Source organism: Rhizobium sp. LjRoot30 (assembly GCF_964253915.1).
Lineage (GTDB): Bacteria > Pseudomonadota > Alphaproteobacteria > Rhizobiales > Rhizobiaceae > Metarhizobium.
In genome coordinates this window covers 14,977-30,465 of sequence record NZ_CAXUSG020000019.1, presented here as the reverse complement: position 1 = coordinate 30,465, position 15,489 = coordinate 14,977, and the positions used below count along the sequence as shown (strand labels likewise).

Genomic DNA, 15,489 nt, shown 5'->3' with positions numbered 1-15,489 from the left:
TTTTCGAAGGCTTATGCAGAAAATGAATAATCGAAACGAATTGGGTCTGCTGGCTGTCTTCGAGGCGGTCGCCGAAACGCGTTCGATTACCCGCGCCGCGGAGCGTCTGGCGCTCAGCCAGCCGGCAGTCAGCCATGCTCTGAATCGCTTGAGAGATCGTATCGGCGATCCGCTTTTCCTTCGCGGCAAAGGAAAGGACGGTCTGGTGCCGACGCCGCGGGCGGTGGCGATGATCGGGCCGGTTCGCGAGATTCTGCGATCCGCCGACGCGATCTTTGCCGACGGCAGCTACAATCCCCTTGTGGATCCCCGAACATTCCGGCTCGCTGCAAGCGAGTATTCGATTGCCACGCTCGTTCCGCGCCTCATCCCGATGCTCCGCAACTATGCGCCCAAAGCAGTCCTCGAGGTCATGCCGTTCGGCGGAACGACGTTGGGTGATCTCGAGACCGGATCGGTCGACTGCAGCTTCTGGGGAAGTGTCGCGCCGCCGCCCCCCTGGCAGACGCAATCGCTCTTTCGCGAACAGTTGATCGGGGTCGTCGCAGAAACGCATCCGCTGGCAGACAAGGCGCGGCGCGGCGCGGTGTCACTCGACGATTACCTCGCTTATCCACATATCGTCGTCTCGATGAAGGAGCCCGGCCGCAGCCAGATCGATGTGGCACTTGAAGAGATCGGCAGGACACGCAATGTCACGGTGTCGACCCACAGCTTTTCTGCCAACATTGCCTCGTTGCTCGCAAGCGATCTGATCAGTTCATTGCCATCGCGTCTTGTCAGCAACGCGCATGACCGGGGTCTGGTCAGATTTGAACTGCCGTTGGCGGTACCGTGTTTCGCCTATTGCCTGGTCTGGCACAAGCGGACCGACGTGGATCCGGCCATGATCTGGTTTCGAAGCCTGATAGGCGAGCTGGCAAAGGAAACAGCGGTCGATCCGGTCGCTCTATTGTTCGAACAGAGCCAGAAACCGCCCGCTGTTTAACCGGCCTTTTCCGCCGCGCATTGATCGTGAAGCGCCTGCTCTGCAATCGGAGCGAACTTATAGCAGTCTCGTCCGGCCATCTTGGCCTCGTAAAGCGCGAGATCTGCACGTCGCATCGTCTCTTCAAGCTCTTCGCGTTGCCTTGTTTGAGCGATGCCGAAACTGGCGCTGATGGATACGCCGGGGGGAACAAGACGATAGGTTCGCTGACCAAGGGCCGCCCGGAGTGCCGTGACCAACAACGTCGCCTGCATCTGGTCGCAAGGGCTCAGTAGCATGGCGAACTCCTCGCCACCAATCCGCCCGCAAACACCCCTGCCATCGCACAACTGCCTTGACAAGGAACCGAATGCAGCGATGACTTCGTCGCCGGCAGCATGTCCATAGCGGTCATTGATCGTCTTGAAATGATCCAGGTCGACCATGATCACACATTGCGGAATACCCGACCCAGCCGAAGCGAGCATGGTGCGGGCCTGACTGAGAAAGCCTTTGCGATTGAGCGTATCCGATAACGGGTCCTGCTGCGCATCGACGGCGGCGTCGGCCATCAATTCCGTCACGATAACTGCGAAGATCGTCAATCCAAGCAAGAGCGACAGGATAGCGCCGGCCGTCTGGGAAAAATAGGCGTACGTGCTGATGATATAGGATCGCACGCCTTGACCGGTGCTGATCCAATAGGCCAAGGCCGCTTTCATCGCGAATTGCACGCTCGACAGTCCGAGCACCGATGCAAGCACGAGGTCGGCCGGCCGCCGGCGACGGCTTGTCACAATCGCGAACGCCGCAAAGGCCGTCATTATCACCGATGGCCCCTGATAGCCGGCGGCATGCATAAGAGAATCACGCGGCAGATCATAGAGAATTGTCGGTTGCAGCGCGATGAATCCGATGACCGGCAGTGCCAGCAATTCGAAGCGGGCTTTGGGTTGGTAATGACGGAGCGTGCCGATGGCAATCGCGGTCAAGGCAGCCTGGAAGAAAGAAAAGGACAGAAACGCCGTAAGGCGCTCCCAGGGAATGAGCCAGGCAAGTGCTTCGACGGTGACGGTGATCGACGCGCACACGAAACCCGCCGCGCACCAACAGGCCAGCGTTTTGGACGACCGGGCACTCATCGTTAGGAAGGCGATCGCAAAAGCTATGCCGATCGCGAAATTGACCATGAGAAGAAAGGATGCGCCGGTCATGGATATCTGTAGCTTTCTGTTATCAATCCATTTCACCCTGCCGGTAGCTCCTTGGAGCAGCATCGATTCCCAATTTTAGGGCCGAAAGGTTGCTAAACCGTTGTACGCCATCATCCAGACATTATGATAATAAAAAGTATCATTGTTGCCGCGATGCGCCTTAAAGATCATAATTGCGATCATTAAAAATTAATGGACTTTAAGATATGAAATGTCATCTTTAAGGCTGAGATCGAGCTTAAGGATAACATTTCAATGCGTAATGATGACGCGCTGCTGAAGCCCCTCAAGGTCGTCGTCGATGTTCTGGGTACCAGGCTTGAGCAATACCGCATATCCCGAAATCTCAAGCAAGAAGATGTCGCCAGGCTGGCGGGCGTCTCGCGTATGACCGTGAGCAAGCTGGAAAGCGGCAAGGGCGCCACGCTGGACACGCTGGTGCGTGTCCTGCGCGCATACGGCTTGGAAGAGCGCATCTTCAATGTCGTCCCAGATGCAAGCTTGAGCCCGCTCGACGCGCGGGCCGGCGAAGGAAAACCACGCCAAAGGGTCCGAAGTACCGAAGAGGAAGAAGAAACCGACGAGCCCTGGTCCTGGGGTGACGATGCTTCGCGAGGCAATGAACGATGAAACGGGCGCAGGTGAAATTGTGGGGCAGTACCATTGGGGCCGTCGTCTGGGATGAAGCCCGCAGCACTGGTGTCTTCGAATATGTGCGGAACTTCCTTCGCTCCGGAATCGAGGTAGCTCCTCTTACTATGCCTTTGCGTGCGGGCGTTTTCGATTTTCCCGAACTCGCCTGGCGCACGTTTAAAGGTCTGCCCGGCCTGTTGTCGGACAGTCTGCCTGACAAGTTCGGCAATCTTCTGATCAACCGCTGGCTTGCCCAGCAGGGACGCCCGGCCGACAGCATGAATCCTGTCGAAAGGCTCTGCTATACCGGGACACGCGGCATGGGCGCCCTGGAATTCGAACCATCGGCTGCCGGTCTTGGCCTGGCCGGCGCGGAACTCGATATTGCCGCAATGGTCGATCTTGCTTCGGCGGTTGTCGGCGATCGACTGAAACTGACCGGGGTCTTGGAGGGGGAAGACGATGCCGAGGCACTGCGCGAAATCCTGCGCATCGGTACCTCAGCCGGTGGCGCGCGCGCGAAAGCTGTGCTGGCCTGGAACCCGCACAGCGGGGAATTCCGATCCGGCCAAACGATGCCCGGATCGGGGTTTGAACATTGGCTCATGAAATTTGATGGCGTTGCGGGCAATTCCGACAAGGAACTCGCCGATCCCAAAGGTTTCGGCCGCCTTGAATACGCGTGTTATCTGCTGGCGCGAGATGCTGGCGTTACCATGGCGCCCTGCAGGCTGCATGAAGAAGGCGGCCGGGCGCATTTCATGACCAAGAGATTCGATCGAAACGATCGAAACGAAAAGCTTCACATGTTGTCGCTCGGCGCCATGCGTCACTTCGACTTCAATATTCCACGCGCCTATTCCTACGAGCAGGCAATCGAAACGATGAGGCTCTTGGGTCTCGACCAATCGGCTCTCGAACAACAGGTTCGACGGGCGTTGCTCAACGTCGTGATCCGCAACCAGGACGACCACGTCAAGAATATTGCCTTCCTGATGGACCGGTCAGGGCGCTGGTCACTTTCGCCAGCCTTTGACGTGGCGTATGCCTATAATCCTGACGGAGAATGGACGAGCCAGCACCAGATGTCGCTGAACGGCAAGACGACCGGTTTCGACAAGGCAGACCTCATCGCTTTCGGTCAATATGCCGACCTCAAGAAAAGCCGCATCAACTCCATGCTCGACGATGTAATAGACGCTACCAAGAACTGGCGGACCTACGCCGAAACCGCGCGTGTTCCCGAAACCTTGGCGCAGGGCGCGATGCGTGGGTTCCGGATGGACTTTCCGGCCGCCACGACTGCCAGATGAGAATTTGGCAAAGCAATCGCCGCTAAAGCCGGGGAGGGCGGCGTCCGCCCACGCCGTTCTCGTCTCAACCCAAATTCTCCACAATGGCTGCGACCGTTGCTTCAGGCGAGGCCGCCGCAATCAAGTTTTCGCCAGGCGCTCTCGGCGTGTGTGCGGCAAAGCTGGGCATACAGAACGGACGCCGTCACGTCTGATGAACTGCCTTTAAAGGCAATCAGCCGCTGATGCACCAGGGCAGATAATCTAGGCGGCTCTCTGGATCATGGCGCGCTGCGATCGAACTCAGGTCCACGCACACGCGTCGCCGCCGGCATGATCATTGTTTGCCGCTCTGTGTGATCGCGGCCCGACTGAGGCTATAGCATATCGAGCCAGCAGGCCGCTTCGCCGATGTTTGATCCTGCCATCAGGATTTCGAGCAGAAGCTCTCGTCGACAAGGGCGACCTTGCGGTTCCATCGCACTCGACCGATCAGTGTTTCACTTTGGGATAGTTCGGCATGTAGCCCCAGTTCTTCCGGGCATAGCGTTCGGCAGCGTCTTCAGCGGCTTCCCTGTTGTCGAAGCGGTCTGGCAGCACGAAACTGCGACCTCCCAGTTCGATCAGCGCCGTGCGGCTGCGGAAGTCAAAAAGGATAATCAGATTGTTTGCGTTGTCCATGATCTCACTCCTTGAAGCTGGCTCACTCCGCTCGACAGATTATATTGACATTGGCGTCTGTGGCGGCAACCCCGGCTTAAGCCGGGGCGCCCTCCTCGCATCGCAAATTCGTTACGCGCCGGCGGCAGAAATTTCTGCGTCGAGCCTTTCACGGGCCTTCTTGGGCAGCTTTGCGGCTTTCACCGCCTCGAGATTTGCGGGCGTATCACCCACGACGACCAGGCCGATCATTCCCATGCCCACATGGGGGGCGCATTTGATCGCGTAGGCGCCGGGCACGTCGAACGTGACCTTGACCGCTTCGTTCATCTTGCCCTTGAAGGGCGCTGCGCCATCCGGGATCAGTCCGTCGATCGTTTCTGCATTGTGGGACTTGTCGGTGGGAATGAAGGTCACGGTGTCGCCCTTGGCGATCTTGATCGAACCCGGCTCGAACACCATAACCCCGTCCGCGCCTTTGTTGAGCATGTGCACTTCGAAGTCGGCGGCCATTGCCAGGGAACCCGCCGCCATGCTGACCATTGCAGCGCCGACCAGGGTTTTAAGGATCTTGCTCATTTCTCTTGCTCCTACATCAGAAGCCCTTTGGCTTCGTTGAGAGCAGAATAAGCCGTTTCGCCCAGAGCTATTTGACGAGGCGCAAACATGAAACGCTTTCGGCGGGAATTTCGCCTTCTCAATCCTTTCCGTGGGCCGCAAGCAAGGCAAGGCCGTTCGGATCGCGCACCAGCAGCTTCTGTCTCCCGCCCTCCACCAAGCCCTTTGCCTCCCAGGCGCTGAGGATACGTGACACGGTATGGAGCGTGGTACCCGTCATTTCGGCTATGTCCTGCCGCGAGATGGGAAAATCAATTCTGATCCCCGCGCCCTCCTTCTTCCCGGCTTGGCCAACCAGACGCAGTACGGTGTGGGCGACCCGGCGCTCCACCTCCTGTGTTGACATCTCTCTGATGCGGGCATGGGCCTCCTCAAGCCTCTGGCCGATCGTCTGCATCGCGGTGACGGCCAGTCGAGGATTGGTGTCGATGAATTGCGGCCATAGCTCGGTCGGCCAGCACAGCGCGATGCTTTCGGCAACCGCAAGTGCCGTTCCCGGATAGTCAGAACGTTGTAGTGCCTTGGCAAAGCCGAACAAGTCGCCCGGATGGACCACGCGCACAATGATCTGCTGACCGTCTTCCGTGACTTGGGTCACCTTGAGGCGACCGTGCAACAAAAGGAAGAAATGCGAGGCCGGTGCACCCTGATCGAAGACCGAATCGCCTGCAAGAACGCGACGCGATGTCGAATGCGCCATCAGGTTTTCAAGATCAGCCGCACTCATCTTCTCGAAGAGAGGCAGGGATCGAACAACACTCACGTCAATCTTCATCGATGTCTTCTCCGTTTGCCGCCTTATTATCACGTCGGATCAACGAAATGAAACGGAAGAGCAGAACACACCTTTCCCGGCAATCAAATCCGCACGCGCCGTTGCGCAATGCAGCCTACGGCCTGCTGCCTGACCTTGAACCGAAATTTGCCGCAAATCAGCAAAGCATTTCCAGTTTGACGCAGAACAAAGTTGCCTGGGCCGGCCTGGGATTATCTCGCAACAACGCCTCGCGAGAGGATCATCGCTTCACCGGGCCACCCGCCTCGAAGGCCGACGGCCATTTTAAGAAAGAGCAAAGCATGACTATGTTTAAGCAATCAATCGCAGCGATCGCGCTGATGGCGGCAGCAACCTTGCCGGCGATGGCGCATGTCTCGCTGGAGACCGCTTCCGCGAAAGCCGGATCCAACTTCAAGGCCGTGCTGCGGGTGCCGCATGGCTGCGACGGTGCGGCCACCATCGGCATCAAGGTCCGTGTTCCAGAAGGCGTGATTTCCGTCAAGCCGATGCCCAAGGCTGGCTGGAAGCTCGACAAGACGGTGGGTGAGTACGCCAAGGCGTATGAACTTCATGGAGAGCCGCAATCGAACGGCGTCCGGGAAGTGACTTGGTCGGGCGGACATCTCGGCGACGACGAATATGACGAATTCGTTTTCCGTGCATTTATCACCGACACGTTCAAACTCGGCCAGACCCTGGCTTTCCCGGTTGTCCAGCTTTGCGACGGTGGCGCCACAACCCGCTGGATCGAAGTACCGGCAGAAGGAAAATCGGCAGACGATTACGAACATCCCGCACCGGCTTTGACAATCATCGGAAAGTAAAGCGGCGGGTGAGCGTAGCGGGCAAAATCATCATCGGCATGGCCGGACCTCGTCGCTTCCGGTTTATTCCGGTCCTGATCTTTGTTCTGGCACTCCTGGCGGGAAGCGGTCTGTCGCCCCGCCTTGCCGCCGCGCATGCCGTGCTTGTGGCGTCGTCGCCCAGCCAGGGCGAACATCTGCAAGCCAGTCCAAAAACACTGACCTTGCATTTTTCCGAGACTGTGACCCGTGTCTCCATTTCTCTCGTGGGCGCCGATGAGCCGAGGGCCGATTTGCCGGCGGCTATCAATGGAGCGGATGTGTCGGTGGAACTTCCCGCGCCGCTCGCCGATGGACCCTATGCGCTGAACTGGAGAGTTCTGTCGGAGGACGGGCATCCAGTCGCCGCGTCGATTGTCTTCGCCGTCGGAAAAACCAGCGATACTGGCCGTTTGCATCTCGATGCGTCGCCACATGCACCAGCGATCGCAATCGCCACATATATTGCAAAAACCCTGTTTTACGCTTCGTGCATGTTCTCAGTAGGTGGCGTCTTCTTCGCCTTCTGGATCGCACAAGCCCGGCCTGGTCTTTGGATACGTGTCCTGCTGTTCCTCGGCTCGGCTTCCGCAATCGTACTGGTCGGGCTCCTCGGTCTCGATGCAAACGGACTGCCGCTCACGGCCATAGCGGATCCGATCGTTTGGATAACTGCCCTCGAGAGCAGTCTGGCGTCCTCGATGGGCGTGGCGTTCGGATCGCTTCTCCTGGGACTGGCCTCGCTGCGGGTGGCAAGGTCGTCGGCACGCGTCTTTTCCCTGCTCTCCATCGTCACACTTGGTCCGGCCTTCGCTCTAACCGGCCATGCATCGGGCGCGGGGCTCGCATGGTTATCCTTCGCCGCAGTCTCGATACATGTCATTGCTGCCACCTTTTGGGCCGGGGCGCTGCCTGGTCTTTGGCGCCTGCTCGTTTCCGATGATCCCGGCGCGCTTGCTGGACTTGCCAGGTTCTCCACATTGATCCCGGTTTCGATTGCCGCCTTGCTCGCCGCCGGCGCCTATATGGCGTGGCTGCAAGTCGTCAACGCGTCATCGCTCTGGAACACACCCTATGGCAACGTTCTCCTGGCAAAACTCGCTCTTGTCGCAATTACCCTTGCGATCGCTGCCTTCAACCGGGTGCTGTTGACGGCACCTGCCGTGGAGGGCAGCCGATCCGCGGCGCTGTCGATGCGAAGGTTAGTGGTGGCGGAAATCCTTCTCATCGTGCTTGTGCTTGCGGTGACGGCGCTGTGGCGCTTCACCCCACCTCCGCGCGAACTGGCGCAAGTGCCTCCGACGACAACCACCATGCATATCCATACCGAACAGGCCATGGCGACGGTTTCGTTTCGGACATCCCCAACGCTTCGGTTCGGAGCAGACATATCCCTGCAAACAGCGGGATTTGATCTGCTGGATCCCATGGACGTCACCATGCGCATGGCTTCAACAGATGGGCGAGTTGAGGCGTTTGACGTCCCCCTCCATCGCGTGTCCGCCGGTCTCTGGCGCGCCGATGACGTCCAAGCACCTTGCGAATGCACGTGGGATGTTCGTCTCGGCGTGCTTATATCTGACTTCGATCAGGTCGCTCTGGAAGGCGAGATCAGCCTTACCGCAAAAGGCCAGTAGTCCGAGCGCCTTCATGGGATGGTCGACATCACAGACAGGCTTCATCGGCCGTACGAGGTGGCCTGGCGAGGATTGCGCTGGCGGGGCGCGCTGCTAGAGTGCGCTCAGCGTGGCAAGGGGATCTGCGCCAACCAGCCAGGCATGTCCGCCATGCAGTAGCCAGATCGTCGCGGCGACGGTCGCAGCCGCACTGATGAGCATGATTGCGTCAATCCTGAAGGATCGCGGTCTGGTCGCGATCGCCAGCATTGGTAACACGGAGGTGTTGGCAATCATCTCTTTCCAAGCGGCGCCAAATTTACGCCGGCTCCTGCGCTCTGCCATCAGCACGCCGCCCAAGGAAAAACAGCCGAAACCCCCGAACAGGATCAAGGATCGCAGATCGCCGTTCGGAGGAATATGGCCGGCCGCCCAGAAGAAGAACCCCCAGAGTACCGGATGTCTCGTGACGCCGACGATGGCGCCTTTGCCTGATCCATCGCGTCTCAAAGTCACGGAGAACGGGTTGGCGCTGAACAGGCCGGCGATCACCAGGAACAGTCCGAGCGGCGCCGCGACAAATGTTAGATGAACCTGCCAGGCGGCAATGCTCCAAAGCTCGACGTAGTCGGTTTTGAGCGCCTCGTAGAACAGCCAGATTAAAACCCCGGTGGAGACGATCGAATAGGCGATCAAGTATGGCGATCGGCCGATCGTTGCGATGATTCTGGCTTTTAGCGACGGGATTGCCGGGATGGAATGCAGCGCGATAAAAAGCGCAAGGGCGGCGGCCATGCCTGACATTAGAAGATCCAGCTCACTGCTGCAGGAAAAGAACCGCGGCGATCACGCATGACGCCGCAACGGCGATCGTTGCACTATAGCGTTGCAGCACCCCCATTCTGTAGAGAGCGATCGAAAAGCCGACGATAATGGGGGTGGCCACCACAAGGCCGAGTTGCGCATCTGACATTGACTGTCTCCTTTCCGGCCTTGTCCCATAGAGCAAGCGCAAACTCTTTGCGCTCGAGCAAAGAAGATGCGCCGCCAAACCATTAACTCTGGGCCGAAACGGAGACGCGGGACAGATGGCGGTAATCGGCGATACGGTCGAAGACGAAGCAGACGGCGGCGAGCTTATTCTCTGGTTACTGGTGTGGAGCGAGCTTGCAGCCTTCGGCGTCCTGCTTGGCGGCTTTCTCGTCATGTCCTACCTGCATCACGAGAGCTTCAGTCTCGCGAAAATCCACCTCGACAGCCGGCTCGCCAGCATTAATACCCTCGTCTTGATCGCGAGCGGCTGGCTGGCCGCCGAAGCCGCGCGAGCCGATGCTGAACGAACCCGCACAATCGCGCTGCTGGGTGCTGCAACACTCGGCTTCCTGTTTACGGCGATCAAGCTCCTCGAATATCGAGAGGAGCTGCGCTTCGTCGGTGACGCGACGTTCAACGCCTTTTTCGAACTCTACTTCATGATCACCGGTTTTCATCTTGCCCATGTCGTCTTCCTCGGCTTGGTCATGCTTCTGGTGGCGCGCAAGCCGAGCCGATCCAACGTCGTCCTCGTCACGACCATCTGGCATGTGATCGATATCGTCTGGCTGGTTATCTTTCCCGTGATCTATCTGGGTTAAAACATGGAACGCGATAAATCCAAATGGTTGATGGGCAGTGCCGCCGGCCTGTTGTTGATCGCGGTCGTCGCCGCGTTGATTTCGGCGCAATGGAAACATGAGGCCATTCCGTTCGCCGCGCTCTGCGTCGTGCTTGTCTTGACAGTGGTGAAGTCGAGGATCGTCGTCCTCGATTTCATGGGGCTGCGCGGCATGCGGCGAGGTCTTTCCGCCGCATTGATCGCCTGGCCCATCCTGTTCGTGGTCGCAGCCGTCGCCAAGGCCGCGCTCGCATCTCTTTGAGCCCGTCCAATTTCCTCTGACCGCGTTTTGTGTTGCTAGTCTCAAGTGATGGTCGAAGCTGCCGCCGAAGACCCCAGGGTGGCGCAGTGCCGCCACCACACTGGTGATACGCGCGTCCGTCTGGCCGAGGCTCTCAACAGCGCTTCATCCATATCGATCTCAAATCTGTTTGCATTTCAGCAAAGAAGCGCCTCCGGCGTTCGGGCATCCCTTTCCAAGAGGTCAAATCGGGTCAACCGCATTTGCTTCCGGAACATACGATCCCGCGCCTTGACCGCGGGAAGTGAGAGGGACATCGAATGTCAGAACACCTGACCAAAACAGGAGCTCGAAACGTCTTTTATGGCGGATCGGCCTTCTTCTTCGCGATCTTCGTGGGCCTGACCGCCCACAGCCACTATTACATGCGCACGACCTCGACCGACGAGACGACGCTCACCGACTCGGTGGCACGCGGAAAGCATGTCTGGGAAAAAAACTCCTGCATCAATTGTCATACCTTGCTGGGTGAGGGCGCCTATTTCGCGCCGGAACTTGGCAATGTCTGGACCCGCCTCGGCGGTGACGACGATGTCGAAAGCACCCGCGAGACATTCAAGGCATGGATGCAGGCTCAGCCCACGGGTATCGAAGGCCGCCGCCAGATGCCGCAGTTCAACCTGACCGATCAGGAACTCAACGACCTCGCGGATTTCCTGCGGTGGACCAACACCATCAAGACCCAGAAATGGCCGCCAAACGACGCGGGCTGAAGCGCATCAGGGAAACGACATCATGAAATATCAAACGCAAAAAGTCGCGATGCTGTATTTCTATGGCGCGCTCGGCCTGTTCATCGCTCAGGTCCTGTTCGGCGTGCTTGCCGGCACGATCTACGTGCTGCCCAACACGCTGTCCGAATTGCTGCCGTTCAATATCGTGCGGATGATCCATACGAACGCGCTGATTGTCTGGCTGTTGATGGGCTTCATGGGCACCACATACTATCTGCTTCCCGAAGAGGCGGAGACGGAGCTTTACAGCACAAGGATCGCCATCGCGCAGTTCTGGATCTTCCTGATTGCCGCCGCGATCGCCGTCGTTGGCTATATATTCCATATCCACGAAGGACGCGAGTTCCTCGAGCAACCATTCGTCATCAAAGTCGGCATCGTCGTCGTTGCGCTGATGTTCCTCTACAACATCACCCTGACAGTGCTGAAGGGTCGCAAGACCGTCGTCACCAATATCCTGATCTTCGGGCTATGGGGTGTGGCGATCTTCTTCCTCTTCGCCTTCTACAATCCCGCCAATCTGGCGCTCGACAAGATGTACTGGTGGTATGTCGTGCATCTGTGGGTCGAGGGCGTTTGGGAACTGATCATGGCGTCGATCCTGGCGTTCCTGATGATCAAGCTCAACGGCATCGATCGCGAAGTCGTAGAGAAGTGGCTCTATGTCATCGTCGGCCTGGCGCTGTTTTCGGGCATCCTCGGAACCGGCCACCACTTCTACTGGATAGGTGCGCCCGGCTACTGGCAGTGGATCGGTTCGATCTTCTCGACGCTTGAAGTTGCGCCGTTCTTCACCATGGTGATTTTCACCTTCGTCATGACCTGGAAGGCCGGGCGCAAACACCCCAACAAGGCCGCAATCCTTTGGTCGATCGGCTGCTCGGTGATGGCCTTCTTCGGCGCCGGTGTCTGGGGCTTCCTACACACCCTTTCGTCGGTGAACTACTACACCCACGGCACGCAGGTCACCGCCGCCCATGGGCATCTGGCCTTCTTCGGCGCCTATGTGATGATCAATCTCGCGGCCATGGCCTATGCGATCCCGGAGATCCGCGGTCGCGCGCCTTATAACCAGATGCTTTCGATCGTCAGTTTCTGGATCATGTGCACCGCCATGTCGGTCATGACCTTCGCGCTCACCTTCGCCGGCGTCCTGCAGGTCCATCTGCAGAGGGTATTGGGCGAGGGCTACATGGATGTCCAGGACCAGTTGGCGATCTTCTACTGGATCAGGCTCGGTTCGGGCGTCTTCGTGCTGATCTCGGCGCTGATGTTCCTGTGGGCAATCTTCGTTCCGGGCAAGGAACCCCAGACCGCGATCGGCTCGCTTCATCCGGCCGAGTAAACCAACCGGCCCCGCCGCAGGGCGGGGCAATCTTTTCAAAGGAAACACGGAGCCTGGCAATGACCTTGCACACAATTCCCAGCGCTGGAGCGCGCCTCGACATCCCCTCCTACATCCCGAGCGGCAACGAGTGCCGGCTGTTCGAGACAGCATGGACACGGCAGCTTCCGCTCTTGCTAAAAGGGCCGACCGGCTGTGGCAAGACACGTTTTGTCAGCCATATGGCGGCGCGGCTTGGCCTGCCGCTTGCGACGGTGTCCTGCCATGACGATCTTGCCGCCGCCGATCTCACGGGCCGCTATCTGCTCAAGGGCGGCGATACGGTTTGGGTCGACGGGCCGCTCACCCGGGCGGTGCGAGACGGCGGCATATGCTATCTCGACGAGATCGTCGAGGCCCGCAAGGACGTCGCCGTTGTTTTGCATCCACTGACCGACGACCGGCGCATCTTGCCGCTAGAGCGCACCGGGGAATGCCTTGAAGCAACTCCCGGCTTCATGCTGGTCGTCTCGTATAACCCCGGATACCAGAACATTCTCAAGGCGCTCAAACCCTCGACCAAACAGCGCTTCGTTTCGATCGAATTTGATTTCCTGCCTAAGGCTCAGGAAGTCGCGGTCGTTTCAGTCGAAAGCGGTCTTGACGAGGCGCGCGTCGCACCACTGGTGGAACTGGCCAGACGCCTTCGATCGCTCAAGGGCCACGATATCGAAGAAGGTGTCTCGACACGCCTCCTGGTCTATTGCGCCTGCCTGATCGACAGCGGCATGGATCGCAAGGATGCCGTTCGCGCCGCGATCATTGAACCGCTGACGGATGATCCCGATGTCCGCACCGCCTTGATCGAAGTCGCGAACGGTATAACCGGATAGACGCATCATGTTCGAATTTTTGGAACTTGAGGAAAGCGTCGGTAAGTTCTGGCATCGTCTCGTCGGCTCGACCGCCAGCATGCCCCGTTATCCCGGCGACGCGGTGTCCTTCGACGAAGTAAAGCCGTATCTCGCCATCTGCTTTCGCGGCTTCGGCGGCGAGGTTGCAGCACAACTGGGACCTGCGCACGCAAAGACGGCGCGCCATCGGCTGAGATTGCGGCAGCTGATCGGCCTTGGGGAGGAGAAGATGGCGGGTGCCTGCAGGGACGGAGGATCTGTCATGCTGCCACCGATCGCTGATTTCTTTCCCGACCGGAGCCTCAATCGCGATCTTTATGTCTGGCTTGCCGCCTATCTGGCGACGATGCCGGCGATTGTGCCGACGACCAACGACCCGATGCTGGCCGATAGCGAAGCACTCGATATCGCCAACCTCACGGTTGCCAGGGTGATCGGTCAATTCCCGGGTCTTGCTTCAAGATACCGCGCGCTTTGCGGCGCGTTGCTCATGGAGCGTCGCCGCGGTGTTCTGCCGCCCGTCGAACGGCTGATGGAAAACCGGATCATCAACATCCTATCGGTGGGCGCTGGCCGTCCCGAAGCCGTTCCACCCTCGATCTTCCCCATAAGGGCGCCAGCCGGCTATCAAAGCATGCTCGCCGTGCCGCTTTGGCCAGGATACATCGCGCGTGCAGAAGTTCGCTCCGACACCGGCGACGACGATGCCGCGGCGGGGATGATCGACGCCCTTGAGGGAAGCGGGCGCTTCAACGCCGAACGCGACACGACGCGGTCGACTACCGATCGAAGCCCTTTCATCCTTAACCGCTTCGAGAAGATCCTCGCGATGGCGGAGATGGTCAATGTCGACCGCCCGACGGACGACAAGGAAGATGGCGACAAGGATGCGGCGAGCAATCTGGACGAGGTCAGACTCGGCCGTCGCAAGGAAAGACCGTCGGCCAAATTCCGGTTCGATCTTGACCTGCCGCCTGAGGCCGTCGATCCGGCCTCGATCGAGGGGGAGACCACCTATCCAGAATGGAACTATCGCAAGGGCGAATACATGCCCTCCTATTGCCGGGTGATCTGCTCGACGGCCCAGATAAGCAGCGAGGCCCCAAGCCCGTCGGCCGACGGCAAGACGCTGGTGCGGCGTGTCCGCAAACAGTTCGAAATCCTCAGGCCGAGGAACGAAACCCTCCGCAACCAGCTGGACGGCAACGAACTCGATCTCGATGCGGTCGTCAGGATGCGCGCCGACCTTGCCGCCGGTGGCGAGGGGTCGGAAAAAATCCACCTCCTGTCGAGGCCGCAAGGACACGACCTTGCGGTGACAATCCTCGTCGACGTTTCCTTGTCGACGGATGCCTGGTTCGACGATCACCGCGTCCTCGATGTCGAAAAAGATGCACTGAATGTGCTTGCCAACGGTCTTTCGGCCTGCGGAACCAATCATTCGATCCTGACCTTCACCTCGCGACGTCGATCCTGGGTGCGCATCGAAACGGTCAAAGCGTTTGGCGAAGAGATGAGTGGCGATGTCGAACGCCGTATCGCATCGCTGAAGCCCGGCTACTATACCCGCATCGGCGCGGCCATCAGGCACGCGTCCGCCGATCTCAGCAAACAGCCGAACCGGACGAAGCTGCTCCTCGTTCTGACGGACGGCAAACCCAACGACATCGATCACTATGAAGGCCGTTTTGCCCTTGAGGATTCGCGCAAGGCAGTGGCCGAGGCTCGAAGGGCTGGACAATCCGTTTTTGCCGTCACGATCGACAAGGATGCCAGATCTTATCTGCCTGCCATGTTCGGTCGCAACGGTTTTGCCATCGTCGGCAATATTGCCAAACTTCCGTCCGCTTTGCCGGCCATCTACCGCGGTCTGACACGCTGACGGGGAAGCGTGTCGCAGAAATGCCCGGTGGAGGCGGCCACCGGGCGTTTCGTCATTTCC

General features: G+C 58.9%; 17 protein-coding genes. 11 read left to right on the top strand and 6 right to left on the bottom strand.

Annotated elements, in window-relative coordinates:
• Nucleotides 1-13: 13 nt before the first annotated feature.
• The gene (locus tag ACSQ3I_RS25220; protein ID WP_436003481.1) at nt 14-988 is read left to right on the top strand and encodes a LysR family transcriptional regulator; all 975 of its coding nucleotides are present in this window, start codon (nt 14-16) and stop codon (nt 986-988) included.
• Here the strand turns inward: ACSQ3I_RS25220 and ACSQ3I_RS25215 are convergent.
• Nucleotides 985-2,181, bottom strand: coding sequence for a diguanylate cyclase (locus tag ACSQ3I_RS25215; RefSeq protein WP_436003479.1), 1,197 nt, complete (start codon nt 2,179-2,181; stop codon nt 985-987). The two genes, ACSQ3I_RS25220 and ACSQ3I_RS25215, sit on opposite strands and share 4 nt — an antisense overlap.
• Nucleotides 2,182-2,436: 255 nt before the next feature.
• Here ACSQ3I_RS25215 and ACSQ3I_RS25210 point away from each other — a divergent pair, with 255 nt between their 5' ends.
• Nucleotides 2,437-2,811 (top strand): helix-turn-helix transcriptional regulator, encoded by a 375-nt coding sequence (locus ACSQ3I_RS25210; RefSeq protein WP_436003477.1) that lies wholly within the window; start codon nt 2,437-2,439, stop codon nt 2,809-2,811.
• Nucleotides 2,808-4,127 carry a type II toxin-antitoxin system HipA family toxin gene (locus ACSQ3I_RS25205; RefSeq protein WP_436003475.1) on the top strand — a complete coding sequence of 440 codons (1,320 nt, stop codon included), beginning with the start codon at nt 2,808-2,810 and terminating at the stop codon, nt 4,125-4,127. The genes ACSQ3I_RS25210 and ACSQ3I_RS25205 overlap by 4 nt, the downstream gene beginning before the upstream one ends.
• Before the next feature lie 471 nt (nt 4,128-4,598).
• Here the strand turns inward: ACSQ3I_RS25205 and ACSQ3I_RS25200 are convergent, their stop codons facing one another.
• The 3 genes from ACSQ3I_RS25200 to ACSQ3I_RS25190 all read right to left on the bottom strand — a co-directional run bounded on the left by ACSQ3I_RS25200 (nt 4,599) and on the right by ACSQ3I_RS25190 (nt 6,159).
• Entirely contained in the window at nt 4,599-4,787 is a 189-nt protein-coding gene (locus tag ACSQ3I_RS25200; RefSeq protein ID WP_436003473.1) for a hypothetical protein, read from the bottom strand.
• Between the two features lie 111 nt (nt 4,788-4,898).
• On the bottom strand, nt 4,899-5,309 hold the full coding sequence (locus ACSQ3I_RS25195) for a pseudoazurin (protein ID WP_436003557.1): 411 nt from the start codon (nt 5,307-5,309) through the stop codon (nt 4,899-4,901).
• A gap of 154 nt (nt 5,310-5,463) precedes the next feature.
• On the bottom strand, nt 5,464-6,159 hold the full coding sequence (locus ACSQ3I_RS25190) for a Crp/Fnr family transcriptional regulator (RefSeq protein WP_436003471.1): 696 nt from the start codon (nt 6,157-6,159) through the stop codon (nt 5,464-5,466).
• A 308-nt stretch (nt 6,160-6,467) separates the two neighbouring features.
• Here ACSQ3I_RS25190 and ACSQ3I_RS25185 point away from each other — a divergent pair, with 308 nt between their 5' ends.
• Both ACSQ3I_RS25185 and ACSQ3I_RS25180 read left to right on the top strand, forming a co-directional pair.
• On the top strand, nt 6,468-6,986 hold the full coding sequence (locus ACSQ3I_RS25185; protein ID WP_436003555.1) for a YcnI family copper-binding membrane protein: 519 nt from the start codon (nt 6,468-6,470) through the stop codon (nt 6,984-6,986).
• Between the two features lie 8 nt (nt 6,987-6,994).
• Complete coding sequence (locus ACSQ3I_RS25180) at nt 6,995-8,641, top strand: copper resistance CopC/CopD family protein (protein ID WP_436003469.1); 1,647 nt, start codon at nt 6,995-6,997, stop codon at nt 8,639-8,641.
• Nucleotides 8,642-8,734: 93 nt separating this feature from the next.
• Here the strand turns inward: ACSQ3I_RS25180 and ACSQ3I_RS25175 are convergent, their stop codons facing one another.
• Both ACSQ3I_RS25175 and ACSQ3I_RS25170 read right to left on the bottom strand, forming a co-directional pair.
• Nucleotides 8,735-9,424 carry an NnrU family protein gene (locus ACSQ3I_RS25175; protein ID WP_436003467.1) on the bottom strand — a complete coding sequence of 230 codons (690 nt, stop codon included), beginning with the start codon at nt 9,422-9,424 and terminating at the stop codon, nt 8,735-8,737.
• A gap of 13 nt (nt 9,425-9,437) precedes the next feature.
• Nucleotides 9,438-9,593 (bottom strand): hypothetical protein, encoded by a 156-nt coding sequence (locus ACSQ3I_RS25170; protein WP_436003465.1) that lies wholly within the window; start codon nt 9,591-9,593, stop codon nt 9,438-9,440.
• A 115-nt stretch (nt 9,594-9,708) separates the two neighbouring features.
• On the opposite strand from ACSQ3I_RS25170, the gene ACSQ3I_RS25165 reads away from it, so the two are divergent.
• The 6 genes from ACSQ3I_RS25165 (at nt 9,709) to ACSQ3I_RS25140 (ending at nt 15,429) form a co-directional block, all read left to right on the top strand.
• Complete coding sequence (locus ACSQ3I_RS25165) at nt 9,709-10,254, top strand: cytochrome c oxidase subunit 3 (protein WP_436003463.1); 546 nt, start codon at nt 9,709-9,711, stop codon at nt 10,252-10,254.
• A gap of 3 nt (nt 10,255-10,257) precedes the next feature.
• Entirely contained in the window at nt 10,258-10,536 is a 279-nt protein-coding gene (locus ACSQ3I_RS25160) for a cytochrome C oxidase subunit IV family protein (RefSeq protein WP_436003461.1), read from the top strand.
• Nucleotides 10,537-10,835: 299 nt separating this feature from the next.
• Nucleotides 10,836-11,288, top strand: a complete 453-nt coding sequence (locus tag ACSQ3I_RS25155) for a c-type cytochrome (protein WP_436003459.1) — start codon at nt 10,836-10,838, stop codon at nt 11,286-11,288.
• Between the two features lie 22 nt (nt 11,289-11,310).
• Nucleotides 11,311-12,654: a cbb3-type cytochrome c oxidase subunit I gene (locus ACSQ3I_RS25150; protein WP_436003457.1), complete on the top strand. Its 1,344-nt coding sequence runs from the start codon at nt 11,311-11,313 to the stop codon at nt 12,652-12,654.
• 59 nt (nt 12,655-12,713) lie between these two features.
• Nucleotides 12,714-13,526 (top strand): CbbQ/NirQ/NorQ/GpvN family protein, encoded by an 813-nt coding sequence (locus ACSQ3I_RS25145; protein WP_436003455.1) that lies wholly within the window; start codon nt 12,714-12,716, stop codon nt 13,524-13,526.
• 7 nt (nt 13,527-13,533) lie between these two features.
• Nucleotides 13,534-15,429 carry a nitric oxide reductase activation protein NorD gene (locus ACSQ3I_RS25140; protein ID WP_436003453.1) on the top strand — a complete coding sequence of 632 codons (1,896 nt, stop codon included), beginning with the start codon at nt 13,534-13,536 and terminating at the stop codon, nt 15,427-15,429.
• Nucleotides 15,430-15,489: the final 60 nt, after the last annotated feature.